Source organism: Microbacterium testaceum StLB037 (genome assembly GCF_900104345.1).
Lineage (GTDB): Bacteria > Actinomycetota > Actinomycetes > Actinomycetales > Microbacteriaceae > Microbacterium > Microbacterium testaceum_A.
Window position 1 is genome coordinate 57674 of record NZ_FNJN01000003.1, and the last position, 20090, is coordinate 77763.

A 20090-nucleotide genomic window follows, 5' to 3' on the forward strand; every position below is an offset into this window, starting at 1 on the left:
GCATCGGCTTCTCGGCACATCCGGCCGCGGTGGGTCCTCGGGCCCGCGGGAAATCCACGCTGTCGGCGGGCATGCAGGGGCGCGTCTTATACTGGGTGGCTGGCCATGTCGGCCTGCTTCCTCATCCCCGAAGAACGGACGTTCGCTGTGCTCGCCGTGCACGACCTCGAGATCCGCGTGGGTGCCCGCGTGCTCATGTCAGACGTGGCGTTCCGCGTCTCCGACGGCGACAAGATCGGCCTCGTCGGGCGCAACGGAGCCGGGAAGACCACCTTGACCAAGGTGCTCGCCGGCGATCTGCTCCCCTCGAACGGCGGCGTCGACCGCGTCGGCGAGCTCGGCTACCTGCCGCAGGACCCCCGCTCGGGCGACCCCGAGATGCTCGCGCGCACGCGCATCCTCGACGCGCGCGGGCTCGGCTCGCTCGCCCTCGGCATGCACGAGGCGTCGATGGCGATGGGCGACGACGACCCCGCCGTCGCGGCGAAGGCGATGAAGAAGTACGGCCGCCTCACCGAGGAGTTCGAGTCGGCCGGCGGATACGCGGCCGAGGCCGAAGCGGCATCCATCGCCCACAACCTCTCTCTTCCCGACCGCATCCTCGACCAGCCGTTGAAGACCCTCTCGGGTGGTCAGCGCCGCCGCATCGAGCTCGCGCGCATCCTCTTCTCGGACGCCCAGACGATGATCCTCGACGAGCCGACCAACCACCTCGACGCCGACAGCGTCGTGTGGCTGCGCGAGTTCCTGAAGGGCTACAAGGGCGGGCTCATCGTGATCTCGCACGACGTCGAGCTCGTCGGCGAGACCGTCAACCGGGTCTTCTACCTGGATGCCAATCGCCAGGTCATCGACGTCTACAACATGAACTGGAAGAACTACCTGCGCCAGCGCGTGGCCGACGAGGAGCGCCGCAAGAAGGAGCGCGTCAACGTCGAGAAGAAGGCCACGGCGCTGCAGCTGCAGGCCGCGCGCTTCGGCGCGAAGGCCTCGAAGGCCGCGGCCGCGCACCAGATGGTCGCCCGCGCCGAGAAGATGCTGTCGGGCCTCGACGACGTTCGTCAGGACGAGCGCGTCGCCAAGCTGCGCTTCCCGAAGCCCGCACCGTGCGGCAAGACCCCGCTCATGGCATCCGGTCTGTCGAAGTCGTACGGGTCGCTCGAGATCTTCACCGACGTCGACCTCGCGATCGACCGCGGCTCGCGCGTGGTCATCCTGGGCCTGAACGGTGCGGGAAAGACGACGCTGCTGCGCATCCTCGCCGGCGTCGACCAGCCCGACACCGGACAGCTCGAGCCGGGCCACGGCCTGAAGATCGGGTACTACGCGCAGGAGCACGAGAACCTCGACGTGAATCGCTCGGTGCTTGAGAACATGATGTCGTCGGCGCCGCACATCACCGCGACCGAGGCCCGCAAGGTGCTCGGCTCGTTCCTCTTCGTCGGCGACGACGTGCTGAAGCCCGCGGGTGTCCTGTCGGGCGGAGAGAAGACGCGCCTGTCGCTCGCGACGCTCGTGGTGTCGTCGGCGAACATGCTGCTGCTCGACGAGCCCACGAACAACCTCGACCCCGCCTCGCGCGAGGAGATCCTCGGCGCCCTGTCGCACTACGAGGGCGCCGTCGTGCTCGTCTCGCACGATGAGGGCGCCGTCGAGGCGCTCAACCCCGAGCGCGTGCTGATCCTGCCCGACGGTGTCGAGGACATCTGGGGTCGCGATTACGCGGACCTCATCACGCTGGCGTAATCGGGATCGTCCTCGGGGTCGGTGCTGTCGAGGACATCTGGGACCGCGATCACGCGGGTGTGATCACGCTGGCGTCGGGGCCTTCGGCCCTCCGCTCGAGACCGATCGCTGTGCGGGTCCGCCGATTCCTCGGGATCCCCTCCCGCGCTCACCGCGCGTCGAGCAGGGCATCCTCGTCGTCGGCGTCGCGATCTTTCGGCCGCTTCCGCGCCCGGTGAAGGGCGACCGGATCGACGCGGCGCTTCTCGCCCGCGGGTCTCTCGGGCGCGGGGATCGGTTCGGGCAGAACGTCGTCGTCCTCGTCATCCGCTTCCTCGCGGCGGAGCTTGCGCTCGCTCACGATGACGTAGGTGATGAAGCCGAACCCCATCACGGCGAACAGGATCCACTGCACGGCGTAGGACAGGTACGGCCCGGGGTCGTTGCTCGGCGGGTCGACCGTGTTGGGCGTGGTCGCCGGCGCCGGCGTCTCGGACATGAGCAGACCGTAGGCACCCTGCTCGAGGGGTCCGGTCTGTTCCGCGACGAGACCGAGGTTGATCGTCGGGACCTGACCGGCCTCAGCGGTCCGCCCCGAGGTCGGCGCGGCCTCTTCGGGGCGGAGGCGCACCTCGACGCTCACCTGGCCCTGGGGCGGCGCGGGGATCTCGTCGGGTTCCGCTTGCCGGTTGCCCGGCGGCAGCCACCCGCGATCGACCAGGAACGTCCGGCCGTCGTCGAGGCGGAAGGGGACGAGCTGCTCGTAGGCCGCCGAACCGCCGTGCGCGCGGTTGCGGACCAGGAGCTGCTCGTCGGCGAGGTATTGCCCCTCCATGCGCACGGGGCGCCACTCGTCGCCGGGGTTCATCTCGGCCCCCGGGGCGAGGAGCTCGCCGAGCGGGACGGGGGCGGCGTCGTAATTGTCGGCCACGAGTTGCAACTGCTCGCTGCGTTCGGCGTTGCGCGAGAACTGCCAGTTCGACAAGAACCCGCACGCGATCGCGAACAGGATCGCGATTCCGACGTAGATGGCCCAGCGCCCGGCGGCCGGCATCTCTCGCGCGCTCACGAGGCGTCTCCGTTCGCCGCCGCGGAGCTCACGGGCGTGAGGCGACCGCGCGCATGCACTTCGACAGAGCTGACCACGTCTTCCAGGGTACGTCGGTCGGCGCGGCGCTCACGCGCGATCTCTCGAAAGGGCTGACACCTCGACGGGGAAGTCGCGGGCGCTGAGGAACTCCCTGAGGTAGGACACGTGTTCGTCGCACGCGACCCAGGTCTTGCGGCGGTCAGCGGAGTGGATGCGCGGGTTGCGCCAGCGGATCGCCCAGGCGGCGGTGTCTCGGCATCCGGCCCGCGAGCACTCCGCGGGCTCGTCGGTCACGACGGGTCGCGCGGTGACTCGAGGCGCGGGGTCTCTGCGATGCGGATGACGATGGGGCCATCGGCCGCCGCCGCGGGGGCGGGAGTCGCCGCGGGAGCTTCGATCGCCCGTTCGGGGTTGATCGCCTCGGCGGACCCCTGATCGGCGCCGACATTGGCGACGATGACCGCGAGGTAGGGAAGGAAAATCGCCCCGGCGGCGAACACGAAGGTGTACCAGCCGTAGGGCGTGATCACGGCCATCGCGATGAAGCACGCAATACGGATGCCCATCATCACCATGTATTTGGCGAAGCGGGAGTCGGCGTCCTCCCTCGGTGCCTTGGGGAGCGACGTCGCGGACTGGGCGGTGTGCGATGTCTTCACAGTGGTATCAGGGTACGCCCGCGGCGGTGGGGCAGGGCGCGGCCTTGCGCGGACCGTTCGACGTCGTAACAAGCCGTCGAGGGCGGGTCGCCGGGGCGCGAGGCACCCGGCGGACCCGCCGCCGAAGGTCAGGCGCCGTAGCGCGCGCCGCTGGTCCCTGCGCTCGCGATGAGGATCGAGATCCCGATCACGAACAGGATGACGAACAGCAGCGTGACGTACCCGATGATGACGCCGGCGAGCGCCATGCCGCGGCCGCGCTCGCCCCGATCCTTGATCTGCTTGAGCGAGATGTGGCCCATGATCACACCGGCGATCGATCCGACCACCGGGAGGATGAGGACGAAACCGACGAGGGATGCCACGAGCGAGATGATCGCGAGGACGTTGGTGCGCGCGGGGGCGATGTAGCCGCCGCCGTAGCCGTACCCCGCGTTCGGGGTGCCGTACGCGGGCTGCCCGTAGGTCGAGGTCGTGGGCTGACCGTACGCCGGGGCTCCGTAGGCGGGTGCCTCGGGTGCGGGCGTGCCGGAGGCCGGGGGCGCGGGGGTGCCGTATGCCGGGGCGGCGGGGGTGCCGTACGCCGGGGCGTCCGGGGCCGGGGTGCCGCAGGGGGCAGCGCCGCCGGTCGCGGAGCCCTCCGTCGAGGAGCCGTAGGGCGGAGCGGATGCCGATGACCCGGCCGCCTCGTAGGGCGGAGTCGCCGGTGCCGCGGGGGAGTCGTACCCGGGGACGCCGTCGCTCTGCGGAGCGTACGGGGACGACGAGTTGTCGCCTCCCGAGCTGCTGTCGGACCCGGTGTTGTCGGGATGCTGCGGGTCGGTGGTGCGGTCGTCGCTCACGGGAGCCCCTTTCGTCGCGCGTCCTCCCAGCGTTCCAGCGCCGCTGACCCCGTGTCAAACCTTGCTGCGCGAGGCGATCGGGGCGGCCTCGGTAGGCTGGGCCGGTTCCGTCATCGCAAGCGCAGGAGTCTCACCATGTCCCAGGACCGCGTCGTCGTCGTCACCGGAGGAAACCGGGGCATCGGTCGAGCCATCGCCGAGCGTTTCGTCGCCGAGGGGTGGAAGGTCGCCGTGACCGCCCGCTCGGGTGAGGGCCCCGAGGGAACGCTGACCGTGCGTGCCGACGTGACCGACGCCGCCACCGTCGACGCCGCTTTCACCCAGGTCGAGGCTGAGCTCGGCCCGATCGCCGTGGTCGTGGCCAACGCCGGGGTCACGAAGGACACCCTGCTGCTGCGCATGAGCGAAGACGACTTCGACAGCGTGGTGAACACGAACCTCGGGGGTGCGTTCCGCGTGGTCAAGCGCGCCTCGAAGGGCATGCTCAAGGCCCGCTGGGGTCGCGTCATCCTCATCTCGAGCGTCGTCGGTCTGTATGGCTCGGCCGGTCAGATCAACTACGCCGCCTCGAAGAGTGCTCTCGTCGGTTTCGCGAGGTCGCTGACCCGCGAACTCGGAGGTCGCGGGATCACCGCGAACGTGGTGGCCCCGGGCTTCATCGAGACCGACATGACCGCCGAGCTCCCCGCTGACACGCAGGCCGAGTACAAGAAGAACATCCCCGCCGGGCGCTTCGCGTCGGCCGACGAGGTGGCCGGCGTCGTGACCTGGCTCGCCGGCGATGACGCCGCCTACATCTCGGGCGCCGTGATCCCCGTCGACGGCGGCCTGGGCATGGGCCACTGACCGCGAGCGCTCTCCCGAGGCGTGACCGCGACGATCCCCGGGTGCGCCAGCTGGGCATGGGTCACTGACCGCGAGACTCGCCGGGGTGTCCGGCGCAGTGATTCGCGTTGGCGGCTGGGCGTAGGGCGCTGATCCGCGCGCTCCGCCGAGTCGTGACCGCGGCGGTTCCCGGGCGCCATATGGGCATGGGCCACTGACCGCGAGACTCGCCGGGGTGCTCTCCGGCGTCCTGGGGTTCGCGTCGGGGCTCGCGTCGCGCCTCGCCGCCGGGAGAGCTCTCGTGCGGCGCAGTGCCCGTCTCACCGCACGGCGGCGGCGAGCGTCTCGGCGAACTTCTGCGGCTGCGAGAACTGCGGCCAATGGCCGGAGTCGAGCGTGACGACTTCGACGCTCTCGATGCATTCGACCTCTTCGGCGTAGGCCCCCCAGTCGGCCAGGACGCGGTGGAGCGACTCGGCATCGAGCTGCCCTGACAGGATCGTGACGGGGATCGCGAACCGCCGCTCGTCGGTCAACGTGATCGGCGACGTCGGAACGCGGCCCGGAACGTCGACGACCTGCTGCGCGGTCCGCCGACGTGTCTCGTCGTCGATGTCGGCGACGTCGTCATCGTCGAAGAAATCCCACCCGGGGAAGGGCACGACTCCGTCTTCGACGGGGAACTCCGAGATCATCGCGCCCGGGTGCGGGACGATCGTGTCGACGAGGATGACGCGCGCGACCTGTGCGGGTCGCCGATCCGCCGCGCCCCACACGACGTTGCCGCCGCCCGAGTGCCCGACGAGCACCACGTTCTCGCCGAGACGGTCGATCTCGCTGACGACGGCGTCGACCCAGTCGTCGATCACGAGGTCGCCCACCGCGGGCCCGGGCAGGGTCACGGGGTGCGGACGATGACCTGCCGCCTCGAGGGCGGGGGTGATGTCGTCCCACGACGACGCGTCGAGCCAGAGACCGGGAACCAGAATGACGTCCATGCGGCGAGCGTAGAACGGGCCTTCGACATCGGGAAGGGTACCGTGCGGAGGCAGGCGACTCCGCGCGCGCCGGCGAGGAACCGAGCCCGATCCGCTCAGCGGGGGAGCAGTGCGACGACGTGGGCGAGGTCGACGGGGCCGATCACCAGATCCGCCCGCTCGCGCACGGCCGGCTTGGCGTTGAACGCCAGTCCGAGCCCCGCGGTCGCCATCATCTCGAGGTCGTTCGCCCCGTCGCCGATCGCGAACGTGAGGGGGAGGGGGACGCCGAGCTCTTCTGCCCAGCGACGGAGCGTGTCGGCCTTGGCCGTGGCATCCACGATCTCTCCCTCGACCTCTCCCGTGAGGGTGCCGTCGACGGCGCCGAGCCTGTTCGCGCGCCAGAGGTCGACGCCGAGCTCGGGGGCGACCGTGTCGAGGACTTCGTGGAAGCCGCCCGACACGACGCCGACGATTCCGCCGCGCACGTGAACGGCAGTGATCAGATCGCGGACGCCGGGCGTGGGCTCGATACGGGCGATGGCACGCGCGAAGGCCTCGGTGGGCACGCCGGTGAGCGCCTGCACGCGGGAGCGCAGGCTCGTCGCGAAGTCGACCTCACCGCGCATGGCGGCCTCGGTGGCGGCGGCCACCTCGGGGCCTCGGCCGGCTTCGTCGGCGAGGAGTTCGATGACCTCGTTGCGGATCAGCGTGGAATCGGCGTCGAGGACGACGAGGAATCGGGCGGTCACAGGCACGCGCTCAACGCTAGCGGGTCGGCACGGTGGTCCGTCGTGCGGGTGACCTGCGGTCACGGGCACGTGCTCGACGCGAGCGGGTCGGTGCGGTCGCGTGTCGTGATGGTCACCTGCGGTCGCGGGCACGTGCCCGACGCCAGCGGGTCGGCACGGTGGTCCGTCGTGCGGGTGACCTGCGGTCGCGGGCACGTGCCCGACGCCAGCGAGCCGACGCGCGGGTTCCCGAGGACCCCGCGCCACGCATCCGGGCGGCGTCACGCGGGGTCATCTCGCACCGCACCCACCGTAGGCTTCTGCGGTACCCCGCTTCTCCAGAAGGGACCTCGCATGGCCGACGTCGAAAGCTTCACCCTCGATCACACCGCCGTCCTGGCGCCCTACGTGCGCCTCATCGGCACAGAGTCGGGCCCGCGAGGTGACGTCATCTCGAATTTCGACCTGCGCCTCGTGCAGCCGAACGAGCAGGAGATCCCCACGGCCGGTCTCCACACGATCGAGCACCTGCTCGCGAGCCTCGTGCGCGACCGGATCGACGGCCTCATCGACATCTCGCCGTTCGGCTGCCGCACGGGCTTCCACGTGATCATGTGGGGAGAGCCCTCGGTGGGCGACCTCGTCGACGCGATCACCGGCTCGCTCCGCGCCATCGTCGACGACGTGCAGTGGGACGACGTCCCCGGAACCGACGCGTTCAGCTGCGGCAACTACCGCGACCACAGCCTGCACACCGCCAAGGAGTGGTCCAAGGAGGTCCTCGCCAAGGGCATCTCGCGCGACGCGTTCGAGCGCGTCGGAGTGTAGAACCTCGGTTCCGGATGCCAGAAGGGGCGGTGACCATCCCGGTCACCGCCCCTTCTGGCATCCGGAATCCCCGGCAGCGGGAATCACGCGTGGACGTGGACATCCTTGCCGACGACGGTGATGCCCGTCTCGGTGACGGTGAAACCACGGGCCAGGTCGCGCTCGCGATCGACGCCGATGGTCGCCCCGGGCTCGAGGACCACGTTCTTGTCGAGGATCGCGCGGTGGATGCGCGCCCCGGCGCCCACCTGGACGCTGTCGAACAGCACCGAGTCGGTGATGGTCGAGCCACCCCCGGCGAGGGCCCACGGTCCGACGACGCTGCGTTCGAGGTGGGTTCCCGACAGCACCGAGCCCAGCGACACGATCGAGTCGATCGCGTTGCCGATGCGGCCGACCGAGTCGCGCACGAACTTCGCCGGAGGGGCGTTGAAGGTCTGCGAGAAGATCGGCCAGTCGTTGTTGTAGAGGTTGAAGATCGGCAGGGTCGAGATCAGATCCATGTGCGCGTCGTAGAACGACTCGATCGTGCCGACGTCGCGCCAGTACGACCGGTCACGCGGCGTGGACCCGGGCACGTCGTTGCGCTGGAAGTCGTAGACGGCCGCCTCACCGCGGTCGACGAAGTAGGGGACGATGTCGCCGCCCATGTCGTGCGCCGAGGTGGGCAGCTCGCCGTCGTGCGTGACGGCGTCGACGAGAGCGTCGGCGTCGAAGATGTAATTGCCCATCGAGGCGAGCACCTCGTGCGGCGAGTCGGCGAGGCCCGCGGGGCTCTGCGGCTTCTCGAGGAACGCGCGGATCTTCGTCGGGTCGCTGGGGTCGGTGTCGATGACGCCGAACTGGTTCGCGAGCGAGATCGGCTGACGGATGCCGGCGACCGTCGCGCGTGCATCGGAGGCGATATGGGCGTCGAGCATCTGTTTGAAGTCCATGCGGTACACGTGGTCGGCGCCGATGACGACGACGATGTCGGGTTTCTCGTCGCGGATGAGGTTCATCGACTGCAGGATCGCGTCGGCCGAACCCGAGAACCACCGCTTGCCGAGACGCTGCTGGGCGGGGACCGAGGCGACGTACGAGCCGAGCATCGGCGACATGCGCCACGTCTGCGAGATGTGTCGGTCGAGGCTGTGCGACTTGTACTGCGTCAGCACGACGAGCTGACGCAGCCCCGAATTGATGAGATTCGAGATCGCGAAGTCGATGAGGCGGTATTGACCGCCGAAGGGCACGGCGGGTTTGGCGCGGTCAGCCGTCAGGGGCATGAGTCGCTTTCCCTCGCCGCCGGCGAGGATGATTCCGAAGACCTTCGGCGCTGCAGGCATGGCACCACCCTAGGGCTCCGGCGGGCGAGCGGAAACACGTCTGCGGCGCGCCTTGCGCTGTACTACGGTTCGTCTCATGCGCGTCGACATCGTGACCAAGGAGTACCCGCCGGAGATCTACGGGGGAGCCGGGGTCCACGCCACCGAACTCGTCAAGGCGCTGCGCGCCGAGGGCACCGAGGTGCAGGTCCGCGCGTTCGGCGCGTCGCGCGACGAGTCCGACACGACCTCCTACGGCGTGCCCGCCGAATTGGCGTCGGCGAACGGTGCGATCCAGACCCTCGGCACCGACCTCGCGATCGTCTCGGACATCGCGGGCGCCGACGTCGTGCACTCGCACACCTGGTACGCGAACTTCGCCGGGCACCTGGCATCCCTCCTCCACGGCATTCCCCACGTGGTCACCGCGCACAGCCTCGAACCGCTGCGCCCGTGGAAGGCCGAGCAGCTCGGCGGCGGATACGCCGTGTCGAGCTACATCGAGAAGACCGCGTACGAGGGGGCGGCCGCCGTCGTCGCGGTGAGCTCCGGCATGCGCGACGACATCCTGCGCAGCTACCCCTCGCTGGATCCCGACAAGGTGCGCGTCATCTACAACGGCATCGACACCGAGTCGTGGCATCCGGTGTCGGATGACGCGTTCCTGGCGTCGCAGGGCATCGATCCGTCGCGCCCCTCGGTCGTCTTCGTCGGTCGCATCACCCGTCAGAAGGGGCTGCCGTACCTTCTGCGCGCGGCGGAGCAGCTGCCGCCCGAGGTGCAGCTGATCCTGTGCGCCGGTGCTCCCGACACCCCGCAGATCATGGCCGAGGTGCAGGAGTTGGTGCGCGGGCTGCAGGCGACCCGCGACGGGGTCGTGTGGATCGAGAAGCTCCTGCCGCGCAACGAGCTCAGCGCGATCCTCACCGCGGCGACCACGTTCGTCTGCCCCTCGGTGTACGAGCCGCTCGGCATCGTGAACCTCGAGGCCATGGCGTGCGGGGCTGCGGTCGTCGGAACGGCGACCGGGGGCATTCCCGAGGTCGTCGTCGACGGCGTGACCGGGCGCCTGGTGCCGATCGAGCAGGTGCAGGACGGAACGGGAACGCCCGTCGATCCCGAGCGGTTCGTCGACGACCTCGCCCGCGTCCTCACGGAGGTCGTGATGGATGCCGAGAAGGCCCGGGCCTATGGAGAGGCCGGGCGCACGCGAGCCGTCGAGGACTTCAGCTGGGCCGCGATCGCGGAGACCACCGCCGCGCTGTACGCGGAGGTCGCAGGAAAGTAGGGCGTCCGCCTCGGTGGCCGGGGCGTTTCGGCGGCGCAGTGGCGGATCGCCGGGGCGGTCATGCGCGACGCGCGCGGATGTGTCAGGCACTGTCCACAGGGGCCGCGTGGCATCCGGATGCCGCTGTCTCGGACAGTAGGCTAGAGCCATGCCCCAGGTGCTCGAGTTCTCCGACGTCGTCGTCCGCCGGAACGCGCGGGACATCGTGTCCCACCTCGACTGGGAGGTGTCGGACGACCAGCGGTGGGTCGTGCTCGGGCCGAACGGCGCGGGCAAGACGACGGTGCTCCAGCTCGCCGACACCCTGCTTCACCCGACCTCGGGTTCGGTGACGATCCTCGGTGAGCGTCTCGGCCGCACCGACGTGTTCGAGCTGCGTCCGCGCATCGGCTTCGCCTCGTCGGCGATGGCGCGTCGCGTGCCGCCGGAAGAGACCGTGCTCGACGTCGTGCTGACGGCCGCGTTCTCGGTCGTGGGTCGCTGGCGCGAGGACTACGACGACATCGACGAGCGTCGCGCGCTGCGCGTGCTCGCCGAGTGGAAGCTCGATCACCTCGCCGACCGCACGTTCGGAACCCTCAGCGACGGCGAGCAGAAGCGCGTGCAGATCGCGCGAGCCGTGATGACCGACCCCGAGCTGCTGTTGCTCGACGAGCCCACCGCGAGCCTCGACCTCGGCGCGCGCGAAGAGCTGCTCGCCCTGCTGTCGGGCTACGCGCAGGCGCCGACAACGCCCGCGATGGTGATGGTCACGCACCACGTGGAAGAGATCCCCGTCGGCTTCACGCACGTTCTGCTGCTGCGTGACGGCGAGGTCGTGGCATCCGGGCCCCTCCAGGAAGCCCTCACGGCCGAGAACCTCACGAAGACGTTCGGGCTCGAGATCGCACTCACGCACGAAGCCGGGCGGTACGCGGCGCGAGCCGTCTGAGCCGCTTCACCTCGCGGCGGCGCCTTCGTGTCGGGGCAGCGTTCGGGCCTGGTAGACTCTCCCGTTGGTGCCATCGGCGCCGCAGACTTTGACGTCCTGGCAGAATCCAGGACACCACTTCTCAAAGGACCTCCCATGAAGACTGACATCCACCCCACGTACAAGGCCGTCGTGTTCCGCGACCTCGGTTCGGGCGACACGTTCCTCACCCGTTCGACCGTGTCCAGCGACAAGACGATCGAGCTCGACGGCGTGGAGTACCCCGTCATCGACGTGGAAATCTCGTCCGCTTCGCACCCCTTCTACACGGGCAAGCAGCGCATCATGGACTCGGCCGGTCGCGTCGAGAAGTTCAACCAGCGCTTCAAGAACTTCGGCGGTCGTTGAGCCCAGCGGTTCTCGCAGCGAAAGCCCCTCGTCCTTTGGGACGGGGGGCTTTCGCGTTGTGTGCGGGGGCTCGCTTCAGGAGCGTGGCGCGCTGCCGGGTTGCAGTGCGACGAGTCCGGAGCGATCGAAGGACCCCAGGTCGTCTCGGCGGTCGATCCACATGCGCTGATCGCGACGGACCTCTTGCACGACGGCGGGGTCGATGTCGGCGATGGCCAGACCCTCGCGTTCGACGACGTGGGCGACACGACGCCCGAGAGGGTCGAAAATCGCTGAGCCTCCGATGAAGTCGCTCGGAGCACCGACGAGACCGCTGAACACGACATAAATGCCGTTATCGAGGGCGCGAGCCGCGAGGTGAAGGTCCCGACGGCGCTCCCCGCCTGGGAAGTACGCCCCGCTGTTGAGATAGACCGTGGCTCCGGCGGCGGCCGCGGCGGCGGCGTGTTCGGGAAAATTGGCGTCGTAGCAGACGGACAGGGCGAGCTCGACGTCGCCCACCCGAAACGAGAACCCGCCGGTGCCCGGACTGAAGATCGCGCGCTCGGGCGCATGCAGGTGTTGCTTGGCGTAGACCGGGTGCGCGGGTCGACCGGGCATGAACAAGAAGCGGATCGCGCGAGCAGCAACCGCGAATTTCGCCGGGGGGAGGACGAGCGATTGCGGACACGCTTCGTCGTCGAAGCGCTGGAAGGCGGCGTCATCGCCCGCGGGGAGCGTCGACGCCAGTCGAGCTGCGTCGACCGCGTGCTTCTCGGAGACGCGGCCTTCGCTGAAGGCGGTCCACAGCTGCGGGCAACCGACGGCCAGCGTCCGCACGTGGGCGGCCCTCGTCCGAACGGTCTGCTCGGACAGACGCAGGCGGACGGCGACCTCGGCGACGGCGGCGCGCTCAGCGAGGTCGATGCGATCGCGACGCACAGCGCCGGGGGTACATCCGCGGGGATCGTTCCACGCGCGGTCGAGAGTAGGGTCGGGACCGACCCAGGGAGTGGGGTCGAAGGCGGCGTCGTCGAGGATCGCCAGAATCAAGCGGTACTCGTCGGCGGTTGCCCGCTGCCTGTCGTTGACGACGCACTCGAGGTGGCCCAGCCGCGCATCGATGTCAGAGACCGCGGCGGCGCCACCGTCGAGCGGCGAGAGCAGGTCGTCTATCGACCAGCCGTCGTCACTGTCGCTGGTGCCGGACGACGTCGCTCCGCCCGGAGTGGCGGCCGGGACGGCTGCAGAAGATGCCTCGCCCGACTGCGCGGGTTCTTCGCCCGTCCACCACTCGACATCGCCGCTCTCGTGGAAAGCCGCCCACTCTGTCTCGAGTTCGAGCTCGTCGTCGCTCGGCCACGGGGCCCCGTCGCACTCCCGGAACACCGGCGTCGGCCGGCCTTCGGAGTGTGCGGTGCGGGTCATGGCAGAGCGCTATCGGTGACCTCCGACATTGAGTCGAGGGTCGGTTCGGCGGAGCCACGGCCGTGGGGAGGGCGTCCGATCGAGCACCTCGGGTCGCTCCGTCAGCCCCTGGCGCGGGCGCCCGTCGCAAGGGCCTCAGCCTCGCGCGTCGCGCATCGGGACCGCGCCGCGAGGCGACCTTCCGCCGCGCCGATCGAGAAGCATCGACCGTTCCGTAAAGGGGACAGCCGTGTCCTGCTCGCCGAGAGGCGAGCGCCGCGCCGCGAACCAGAGCGCGACCGTTCCCTCGATCGCCACCGCCTCGCCCGCTTCCGGGGTGAGACGGGTGACGGAGGCGGCTACAGCCGGCCGACTCACGACGGATCGCCCCCGGACCCGGCAACCCGGGGCGGGGGCGATCCTCACGACATGCTCAGACCGATTCGACCCGACGAGCGCCACGCCGGCGTCGTACCGCTGCCACCGACAGCACCGAGCCGCCGACGAGAGCCGCGAGAGCCCACATGATCGCCGCCATCGGTGCTTCGGAGCCGGTCGCTCCGAGCTGCCCGCGAGGGGGCGAGGCGACGGCGGCTCCCGATGCCGACGGCGAAGGTGAAGGCGCGGGCACGATCGCTGCGACGACCGGGCCGAAGGGCGCGCTCGTGCGCGACTGGGCGACATACCCGGCGAGGCTGCCCGTGACGGTCACCGTCACCGTCCGTCCGACGGCGGCGGCGGGGATCGTGAAGGTCGGGGTCATGGCATCCGGGATCGGGGTTCCGTCGACCGCCCAGGAATACGCGAACGACGTGCCTTCGGTCCACCCGGGGGTGGTCGCCGTGAGCGTCGCACCGGCCGCCGTGTCGCCCGTGATGATCGGCGCCTGCGCGTCGACCGGGTACTCCTGCACGGCAAGGGTGCTCGCGCACGATGCGCACGTTCCGCCGAGGCTGGCGGCGGCCTCGGTGGTCAGCGCTCCGCCCGAGGCGTCTTCGGCCACTGTCGCCGCGAACGTCGTCGTGGCCGTCCGTCCCGGATCCGTCGCCGGAATGGTCCAGACGAGAACATCGCCGGTCAGGGTCACGCCGGCGGGCAAAGCCGTCTGGTCGATGGAGGCCCGATCCAGGATGCCGCGGACATCGAGCCTCGCGGTCGACGAGGCGAGCGGGACGAGTCCGGTGTTCTCCGCCGTGAGGGTGTAGCTCGCCGAGCCGCCGCGCTCGAGTGGGGCGGTCGCGCTCGTGGACAGCGCGAGCGTGAACTGGTCGGGCCACGCGGGCTTGTCGGCATTCAGGATCCAGTCCCGGTAGAACGCCTGCAGGTCACGGCCGGAGAGCTCCTCGGCGAGAGCGAGGAGGTCGGCGCCGGTCCTGCTCGTGCCAGCGTTGCGCAGCTGCCACTGCGTGACGACCGGGAAGAACGCGTCGTCGCCGATCGCGACGCGCAGCGCCGCCCAGAACTGCGCCGAGCGATCATAGGTCTGGTAGTCGTACAGCGAAGCCGAGTCGGTCTGCGCACCCGGCGCAATGGTCCACCTGTCATCGCCCGCGGGGGCGCTGTTCCACGCGTCGAACTGCGCCTCGCGCGACGGAGTGCCCGCACCGAACCCGTCGCTGCCGGCGTAATAGCTTTCGGACCAGGTCGCCATGCCCTCGGCGATCCAGATGTCGGTCCACGTCGTGGGAGACACATTGTTGCCGTACCACTGGTGCGCGAGCTCGTGCACGAGGGTGCTGAAACCGATACGCGTCGGGAAGAAGGAGCGGTCCTGCGTCTCGAGCGCGTAGTTGATGCCGCGCGGCACGCGGTCCACGACGACGCCGGCGCTGCGGCCCGGGTAGGGCCCGTACACGGACTCGAGGTTGCGGATGATCGGGCCGAGCTGGCTCACCGCCGTGGTCACGGTCGCCTTGTTGGCGGTCGTCGACGTCGAGTCGACGAAGGACCACGCGGGAATGGTGCTGCCGTCGGTGAGCGTCACCGATGATTCGATGACGTCGTAGCGGCCGATCGAGATGATGAGCAGCTCGGATGCCATCTGCTTCGTCTGCTGCCAGGCCCAGGTCGTGCGGGTGCCGTCGGTCGACGGCGTCTTCGAGAGCAGCTCGCCGTTGCTGACGGCGGCGGCCGGGGCCGCTCCCGCGCCGGTCGCGTCAGAGAGGGTGGTCGGGACATCGAGCGAGATCGAGTAGGTCGCCTTGTCGCCCGGAGTGTTGTTGTGCGGGAACCCGGTCATGTTGCCGACCGGTTGACCGAGCATCGTCGCCCCGTCGGTCGTGGGGTTCCACCCTTCGTACGAGCCGTCGGCGTCGACGTGGGCCTGCGGGACTCCGTGATAGGCGACCGTGACGCGGAACTCACCGGAAACCGGGGTGGCGGGGGTCACGACGAGCTTGTGTGCGATCGCAGCGGCGTCGGTCTCACGCAGCCACGCAGCGGGCGCGCCGTCCACCGTCACGGAGTCGACCACGAGTCCCTCGAAGTCGAGAGAGAAGCTGCGCAGCGGTTCGGCGGCGCGGGCGGTCATGGTCGAGGTCGCGACGATGGAGCCGGCCACGACGGAGCCGGTTTGAACCGCGTCGGGGGTCCACGCGAGGTCGATGTCGTAGTCGAGGGCGTCGTAGCCGCCGTTGCCCACGTTCGGGAACATGGCGTCGCCCGAGGTGCGCGCGCCGTCCACGGGGTCGGCAGCGAGCGCCGGGGTGACCGCGGCGACTGATGACACGACGAGCCCCGCCGCGAGCGCGGCGGTTCCGAGGAACCGGACGGACTGGTGGAGAAGGGGAGGGTGCGAGGGCGGAGCTGGCGGAGCCTGGCGCATGGGTTCTGTCGTCCGTTCAGAAGATGCGGCAGCGTCGTCCGAAAGAGCGCCGCCGAGATGGTTGTCGCCACCGTAGGGGCGGCACGTTTCGGCGGCGTGTCGAACGAGGACAGGATCTGTCACAGGTGATGCATAGGGGATGCTGAGTCGCGCAGCCTCGGATCAGCTCGGCGGCGTGGGCGGACGAGGCGGAGACGTCACGGCCGACGACGACGCCGCGCGATGCGGCGGGAGCGCACCGACCGGGCTCAGCGAATCGGCCACGCCCCGTCGATCGCGGGAGCCGTGGCATCCAGCCGACCGATCTTCACGAAGTACTCCGTGAGGCTCTCGGCTTGGGCGCGCGCCCAGCCGATCTGGCGGGTGTGGAGCTCGTCGAGGGTCGGGGGCAGCCACGGGCCGAACTTTTCGGCGAGTGCGAGGGCGAGCCGGCCCGCGGCGACGGCGTCGGCGCAGGCCTCGTGCGCGGACTCGAGGGGAACCGCGTAGTGCTCGGCGACGACGGAGAGCGTGCGCTTGCCGCGGCGGTAGCGGTCGAAGGTCTTGTCGACGACGAGGGGGTCGATGACGGGGGAAGGGGCGGCGATCGGTGCCACGCCGTGGCGCACGGCCTCGTTCTTGAGCATCGAGAAATCGAAGGGCGCGTTGTAGGCGACGACCGGAATGCCGGCGGCGAAGAGCGCCCCCAAAGCCTCGACGACCTCGGCCACCACCCGCGGTGCGGGGGCGCCCTCGGCACGAGCGCGTTCGGTCGAGATCCCGTGGATCGCCGCGGCCCCCGCGGGGATCTCGACGCCCGGGTCGGCGAGCCAGTCGCGGGCGTCGACGACGCGGCCGTCGGCGTCGAGGACACCCACGTGCGCGGTCACGATGCGATCGTTCTCGACGTCGATCCCGGTCGTCTCGAGGTCGAACACGCCCACGAGGCGCGCCCACTCGGGCGTCTGGAAGAGGGGGAGCGGCTCGGCCTGCCACGTGGTCATGCGCTCACGCTAGAGCGGGCCTCCGACATCGCCGTCGAGGCGCGCAGGAACGGGGGTGGATGCCGTGGGCTCGGGCGCGACGCAGGTCCCACGCGGCCGGAGTCGTCGTGGGTGGGGCGAGGGCGCGGCGCAGACCCCGCGGTGAAGGGCATTCCACGGACGCCTCCGCGAGGTGGGGAGGGCCGAAGCGTGCCACCGGCGGTGGTCCGGAGAAGAGATGTCGGATCCCCCCTCGTAGACTCGACCCATGCCGAACCCCTACGCCGACCGCCTCGCTCAGATCCCCGTCGTGCGGCGCGAGGCGAGTGTTCTCGGGGGCACCACGGCGTACTGGGTCTACGGTGACGACGCCGCCGAGACGACGATCGTCGCGGTGCACGGCTTCCGCGGCGAGCACCACGGGCTCGATCCGGTGGTCGCGCATCTTCCCGGCATCCGGGTGGTCTCTCCCGACCTTCCCGGGTTCGGCGAGACCGCGCCCCTCGACGGACGCCCGCACGACCTCGACACCTACGCCGCCTGGCTGCGCGCGTTCGTCGAGAGCGTCGCTCCGGATGCCGTCGTGCTCGGCCACTCGTTCGGTTCGATCGTGTCGTCCGCGGCGGTGGCGGGCGGGTTGTCGACGCCCCGGCTCATCCTCGTCAACCCGATCGGGGCACCCGCGCTCGAGGGTCCTCGCGGGATCCTGACCCGTCTCGCGGTGTTCTACTACCTCGCCGGGGCGAAGCTGCCACGCGCGATCGGCGAGGGACTGCTGCGCAACGGGCTCATCGTGCGCGTCATGAGCAACGCCATGGCCAAGACGCGCGACCCCGGCCTGCGGCGCTTCGTGCACGAACAGCACGACGAGTACTTCTCGCGCTTCGCCGACCGCGACGTGCTGCACGAGGCCTTCGTCACGAGCGTCTCGCACGACGTGCGCGAGTTCGCCCCGCGCATCGCGCAGCCGACGCTGCTCATCGCGGCCGAGAAGGACGACATCACCCCGATCGAGGCCGAGCGGCACCTGGCGACGCTGTTCCCCGACGCCCGGCTCGTCGAGATTCCCGAGGTCGGCCACCTGATCCACTACGAGACCCCGCAGGCCGCGGCGCGGGCGATCGCGGAGTTCCTCGGTTAGGCCTCGGCTCGGCGCTTGCGGTACGCGTTCACGTTCATCCGGTTGCCGCAGTTGCCCGCGTCGCAGTAGCGCTTCGATCCGTTCTTCGAGAAGTCGACGTACACGCCCTCGCAGTCGTCCGCCTCGCAGACGCGCACGCGCGCGTACTCATCGGCGCGGATGACGTCGACGAAGGCCAATGCCGACTCCACCAGGATGCGCGTCGCCAGGGGATCCGCGGGGTCGCTCGCGTGGATGTGCCAGTCGAGTCCGTCGTGGCGCACGAGCTGGGGGAGCGCGCGCCCATCGGCGAGCATGGCGTTCACCAGGGGGACGGCCCCGTCGCGATCCGCACTCCACAGCTCCAGCAGACGGGGGCGGATGCCGCGGACGGCGGCGAGCTCGCGGGCGTCGCGCGTGCGCGAACCGGTGTAGCCGTGACGGTCGGTGAAGGCCTCGAGCTCCGCGACGTCGACGAGGGTGTCGACCCCGCTCACCTCGGTGTGCGGCAGGGTGTTCACAAGTTCGACGGCGGCGCGCAGCACCAGTTCGGTGTCACGAATGAAGACCACGTTGACTCCTGACAGGTAGAGGCCGTACTGTCACGAGTGTAAACCCCCTTCACTCGTGACAGCAGGCCCCCATGACCACGTCTCCCGTGACCCTTCCGCGTCCCACCCACCGCGGATCCACCGCCGTCACCGGCCTCGCGATCGCCGTCGCCTCGGCCCTGGCGTTCTCTTCCAGCGGCCCGTTCGTCAAACCGCTGCTCGACGGCGGCTGGTCTCTCGGCGCGGTGCTCCTCGTGCGCATGGGCCTCGCCGCCCTACTGCTCTCGCCCGCGCTGATCCTCGCCATCCGCCGTCAGCGCGGATTCCTCCGCCGACACGGGCTGCTCATCGTCGCGTTCGGGCTCACGGCCGTGGCCGGCTGCCAGCTCTTCTACTTCGCCGCGATGCAGCGGATGCCGGTCGCCGTCGCCCTGCTCATCCAGTACATCGCGCCGGTGCTCATCGTCATCGCGGTCTGGGTGCGCACCCGACGCTCCCCGTCGAAGGCGGTGCTCATCGGCTCCGTCGTCGCGATGGCCGGTCTCGTGCTCGTCGTCGACATCAGCGGGGCGCGCTTCGACCTTCTCGGCACGATCTTCGCGCTGTGCGCGGCGGTCTGCGCCGCGGCCTACTTCGTCATCGCCGGGCGCGCGGGCGACGACCTCCCCCCGCTCGCCCTCGCCGCGGGCGGTTTGCTCACCGGAACCCTGCTCATGGGCGTGCTGGTGGCCACCGGGGTCCTGCCCTTCGCCGCCCCCTCGATCACCGTGTCGCTTGCGGGACTCGAGCTCCCCGGCATCCTGCCGCTGCTGTGGGTGGGCGGCGTGGCGACGACCGTCGGCTACGCGCTCGGGGTGATCGCGGTGCCGCTCATCGGCTCGCGTCTCGCATCGTTCGTGGGACTCAGCGAGGTGCTGTTCGCGCTCGGGTTCGCGTGGCTGCTGCTCGGTGAGACGCCGGCGCCGGTCCAGTTCGTGGGCGGCGCGCTGATCCTCGTGGGCGTGGTGCTCGTGCGCATGGATGCCGGGAGCCCGAGCGAGCAGAGCACGGAGACGGCAAGCATCCCGGTGGTGCCGGCGCCGTAGAAACGCCGGAGAAAACTAAATCTCCTCGCGTGCCAGCTGCATCAGTGGGCCGACGCGGTAGCCGATGACCTCGCCCATCACGAGCGACGTCTCGGTGCGCTCGACACCCTCGATGGCCAGGATCCGGGCGTCGGTGTCGAACAGGTGCTGGGTGTCGCGGCACGCCACGCGCACGAGCAGGTCGACCTGACCGCTGAGTCCGTGCGCCTGCAGGACCTCGGGCACCTTGGCGAGCTCCGCACGGATCGCCGGCAGCTCCGCCTGCCGAACGGTCACCTGCAGGAACGCCTCGATGGGGAAGCCCAGAGCCTCGGCCGACAGCGTGCGTTCGTACGAGAGGAAGACGCCCCCGCGTTCCAGGCGGCTCATGCGCGCTTGGACGGTGTTCCGGGAGAGTCCGAGTTTCTCGGCGAGCGCGACGACGGTGGCGCGCGGATCGGCGGACAGGGCGCGGAGGAGGTCGAGGTCGACCGCGTCGAGCTTGCTCATGGTGCGAAACATTAGCAGTGTGAAGGTCGGTCACGGTGGGCACGATGCTCAATATGACGGCGAGGTCTTGAGCGGGGTGCGTT

General features: G+C 70.1%; 20 protein-coding genes. 8 read left to right on the plus strand and 12 right to left on the minus strand.

What is annotated here, in order from left to right:
* Positions 1–147: 147 nt before the first annotated feature.
* Positions 148–1746: an ABC-F family ATP-binding cassette domain-containing protein gene (locus BLS25_RS06500; RefSeq protein ID WP_056232437.1), complete on the plus strand. Its 1599-nt coding sequence runs from the start codon at positions 148–150 to the stop codon at positions 1744–1746.
* 148 nt (positions 1747–1894) lie between these two features.
* Here BLS25_RS06500 and BLS25_RS06505 read toward each other — a convergent pair whose 3' ends face one another.
* The 4 genes from BLS25_RS06505 to BLS25_RS06520 all read right to left on the minus strand — a co-directional run bounded on the left by BLS25_RS06505 (position 1895) and on the right by BLS25_RS06520 (position 4316).
* Positions 1895–2779, minus strand: coding sequence for an SURF1 family cytochrome oxidase biogenesis protein (locus BLS25_RS06505; RefSeq protein WP_074695149.1), 885 nt, complete (start codon positions 2777–2779; stop codon positions 1895–1897).
* A 123-nt stretch (positions 2780–2902) separates the two neighbouring features.
* Entirely contained in the window at positions 2903–3109 is a 207-nt protein-coding gene (locus BLS25_RS06510) for a hypothetical protein (protein WP_056232102.1), read from the minus strand.
* Positions 3106–3474 (minus strand): DUF3099 domain-containing protein, encoded by a 369-nt coding sequence (locus BLS25_RS06515; RefSeq protein ID WP_074694866.1) that lies wholly within the window; start codon positions 3472–3474, stop codon positions 3106–3108. The genes BLS25_RS06510 and BLS25_RS06515 overlap by 4 nt, the downstream gene beginning before the upstream one ends.
* Positions 3475–3602: 128 nt before the next feature.
* Positions 3603–4316: a DUF4190 domain-containing protein gene (locus tag BLS25_RS06520; RefSeq protein ID WP_081349721.1), complete on the minus strand. Its 714-nt coding sequence runs from the start codon at positions 4314–4316 to the stop codon at positions 3603–3605.
* Positions 4317–4451: 135 nt separating this feature from the next.
* On the opposite strand from BLS25_RS06520, the gene fabG reads away from it, so the two are divergent.
* Positions 4452–5162: a 3-oxoacyl-ACP reductase FabG gene (fabG, locus tag BLS25_RS06525; RefSeq protein WP_056232098.1), complete on the plus strand. Its 711-nt coding sequence runs from the start codon at positions 4452–4454 to the stop codon at positions 5160–5162.
* Positions 5163–5461: 299 nt separating this feature from the next.
* On the opposite strand, the gene BLS25_RS06530 is transcribed toward fabG, so the two are convergent.
* Positions 5462–6139, minus strand: coding sequence for an alpha/beta fold hydrolase (locus tag BLS25_RS06530; RefSeq protein ID WP_074694867.1), 678 nt, complete (start codon positions 6137–6139; stop codon positions 5462–5464).
* A 95-nt stretch (positions 6140–6234) separates the two neighbouring features.
* Entirely contained in the window at positions 6235–6876 is a 642-nt protein-coding gene (serB, locus tag BLS25_RS06535; RefSeq protein ID WP_074694868.1) for a phosphoserine phosphatase SerB, read from the minus strand.
* A gap of 327 nt (positions 6877–7203) precedes the next feature.
* Between serB and BLS25_RS06540 the strand changes: the two genes are divergently transcribed.
* Positions 7204–7677, plus strand: coding sequence for an S-ribosylhomocysteine lyase (locus BLS25_RS06540; RefSeq protein WP_056232089.1), 474 nt, complete (start codon positions 7204–7206; stop codon positions 7675–7677).
* 83 nt (positions 7678–7760) lie between these two features.
* Here the strand turns inward: BLS25_RS06540 and glgC are convergent, their stop codons facing one another.
* On the minus strand, positions 7761–9005 hold the full coding sequence (gene glgC / locus BLS25_RS06545) for a glucose-1-phosphate adenylyltransferase (protein ID WP_056232086.1): 1245 nt from the start codon (positions 9003–9005) through the stop codon (positions 7761–7763).
* 76 nt (positions 9006–9081) lie between these two features.
* Here glgC and glgA point away from each other — a divergent pair, with 76 nt between their 5' ends.
* The 3 genes from glgA (at position 9082) to BLS25_RS06560 (ending at position 11590) form a co-directional block, all read left to right on the plus strand.
* Positions 9082–10272 carry a glycogen synthase gene (gene glgA / locus BLS25_RS06550; protein WP_074694869.1) on the plus strand — a complete coding sequence of 397 codons (1191 nt, stop codon included), beginning with the start codon at positions 9082–9084 and terminating at the stop codon, positions 10270–10272.
* A 148-nt stretch (positions 10273–10420) separates the two neighbouring features.
* Complete coding sequence (locus BLS25_RS06555; RefSeq protein ID WP_056232080.1) at positions 10421–11203, plus strand: ABC transporter ATP-binding protein; 783 nt, start codon at positions 10421–10423, stop codon at positions 11201–11203.
* 135 nt (positions 11204–11338) lie between these two features.
* Positions 11339–11590 (plus strand): type B 50S ribosomal protein L31, encoded by a 252-nt coding sequence (locus tag BLS25_RS06560; protein ID WP_013586710.1) that lies wholly within the window; start codon positions 11339–11341, stop codon positions 11588–11590.
* A gap of 75 nt (positions 11591–11665) precedes the next feature.
* Here the strand turns inward: BLS25_RS06560 and BLS25_RS17140 are convergent, their stop codons facing one another.
* The 3 genes from BLS25_RS17140 to BLS25_RS06575 form a co-directional block, all read right to left on the minus strand.
* The gene (locus tag BLS25_RS17140; protein ID WP_256335549.1) at positions 11666–12997 is read right to left on the minus strand and encodes a carbon-nitrogen hydrolase family protein; all 1332 of its coding nucleotides are present in this window, start codon (positions 12995–12997) and stop codon (positions 11666–11668) included.
* A 412-nt stretch (positions 12998–13409) separates the two neighbouring features.
* The gene (locus BLS25_RS06570; RefSeq protein ID WP_176786330.1) at positions 13410–15704 is read right to left on the minus strand and encodes a M1 family metallopeptidase; all 2295 of its coding nucleotides are present in this window, start codon (positions 15702–15704) and stop codon (positions 13410–13412) included.
* A gap of 344 nt (positions 15705–16048) precedes the next feature.
* The gene (locus BLS25_RS06575) at positions 16049–16783 is read right to left on the minus strand and encodes an exonuclease domain-containing protein (RefSeq protein ID WP_074694871.1); all 735 of its coding nucleotides are present in this window, start codon (positions 16781–16783) and stop codon (positions 16049–16051) included.
* Between the two features lie 247 nt (positions 16784–17030).
* Between BLS25_RS06575 and BLS25_RS06580 the strand changes: the two genes are divergently transcribed.
* Entirely contained in the window at positions 17031–17903 is an 873-nt protein-coding gene (locus tag BLS25_RS06580) for an alpha/beta fold hydrolase (RefSeq protein ID WP_056232059.1), read from the plus strand.
* On the opposite strand, the gene BLS25_RS06585 is transcribed toward BLS25_RS06580, so the two are convergent.
* Positions 17900–18454, minus strand: a complete 555-nt coding sequence (locus BLS25_RS06585) for a CGNR zinc finger domain-containing protein (protein ID WP_056232055.1) — start codon at positions 18452–18454, stop codon at positions 17900–17902. The genes BLS25_RS06580 and BLS25_RS06585 overlap by 4 nt on opposite strands.
* Positions 18455–18525: 71 nt before the next feature.
* On the opposite strand from BLS25_RS06585, the gene BLS25_RS06590 reads away from it, so the two are divergent.
* Complete coding sequence (locus tag BLS25_RS06590) at positions 18526–19518, plus strand: EamA family transporter (protein WP_074694872.1); 993 nt, start codon at positions 18526–18528, stop codon at positions 19516–19518.
* A gap of 15 nt (positions 19519–19533) precedes the next feature.
* Here the strand turns inward: BLS25_RS06590 and BLS25_RS06595 are convergent, their stop codons facing one another.
* Positions 19534–20007 (minus strand): Lrp/AsnC family transcriptional regulator, encoded by a 474-nt coding sequence (locus tag BLS25_RS06595; RefSeq protein WP_056232426.1) that lies wholly within the window; start codon positions 20005–20007, stop codon positions 19534–19536.
* Positions 20008–20090 lie beyond the last annotated feature (83 nt).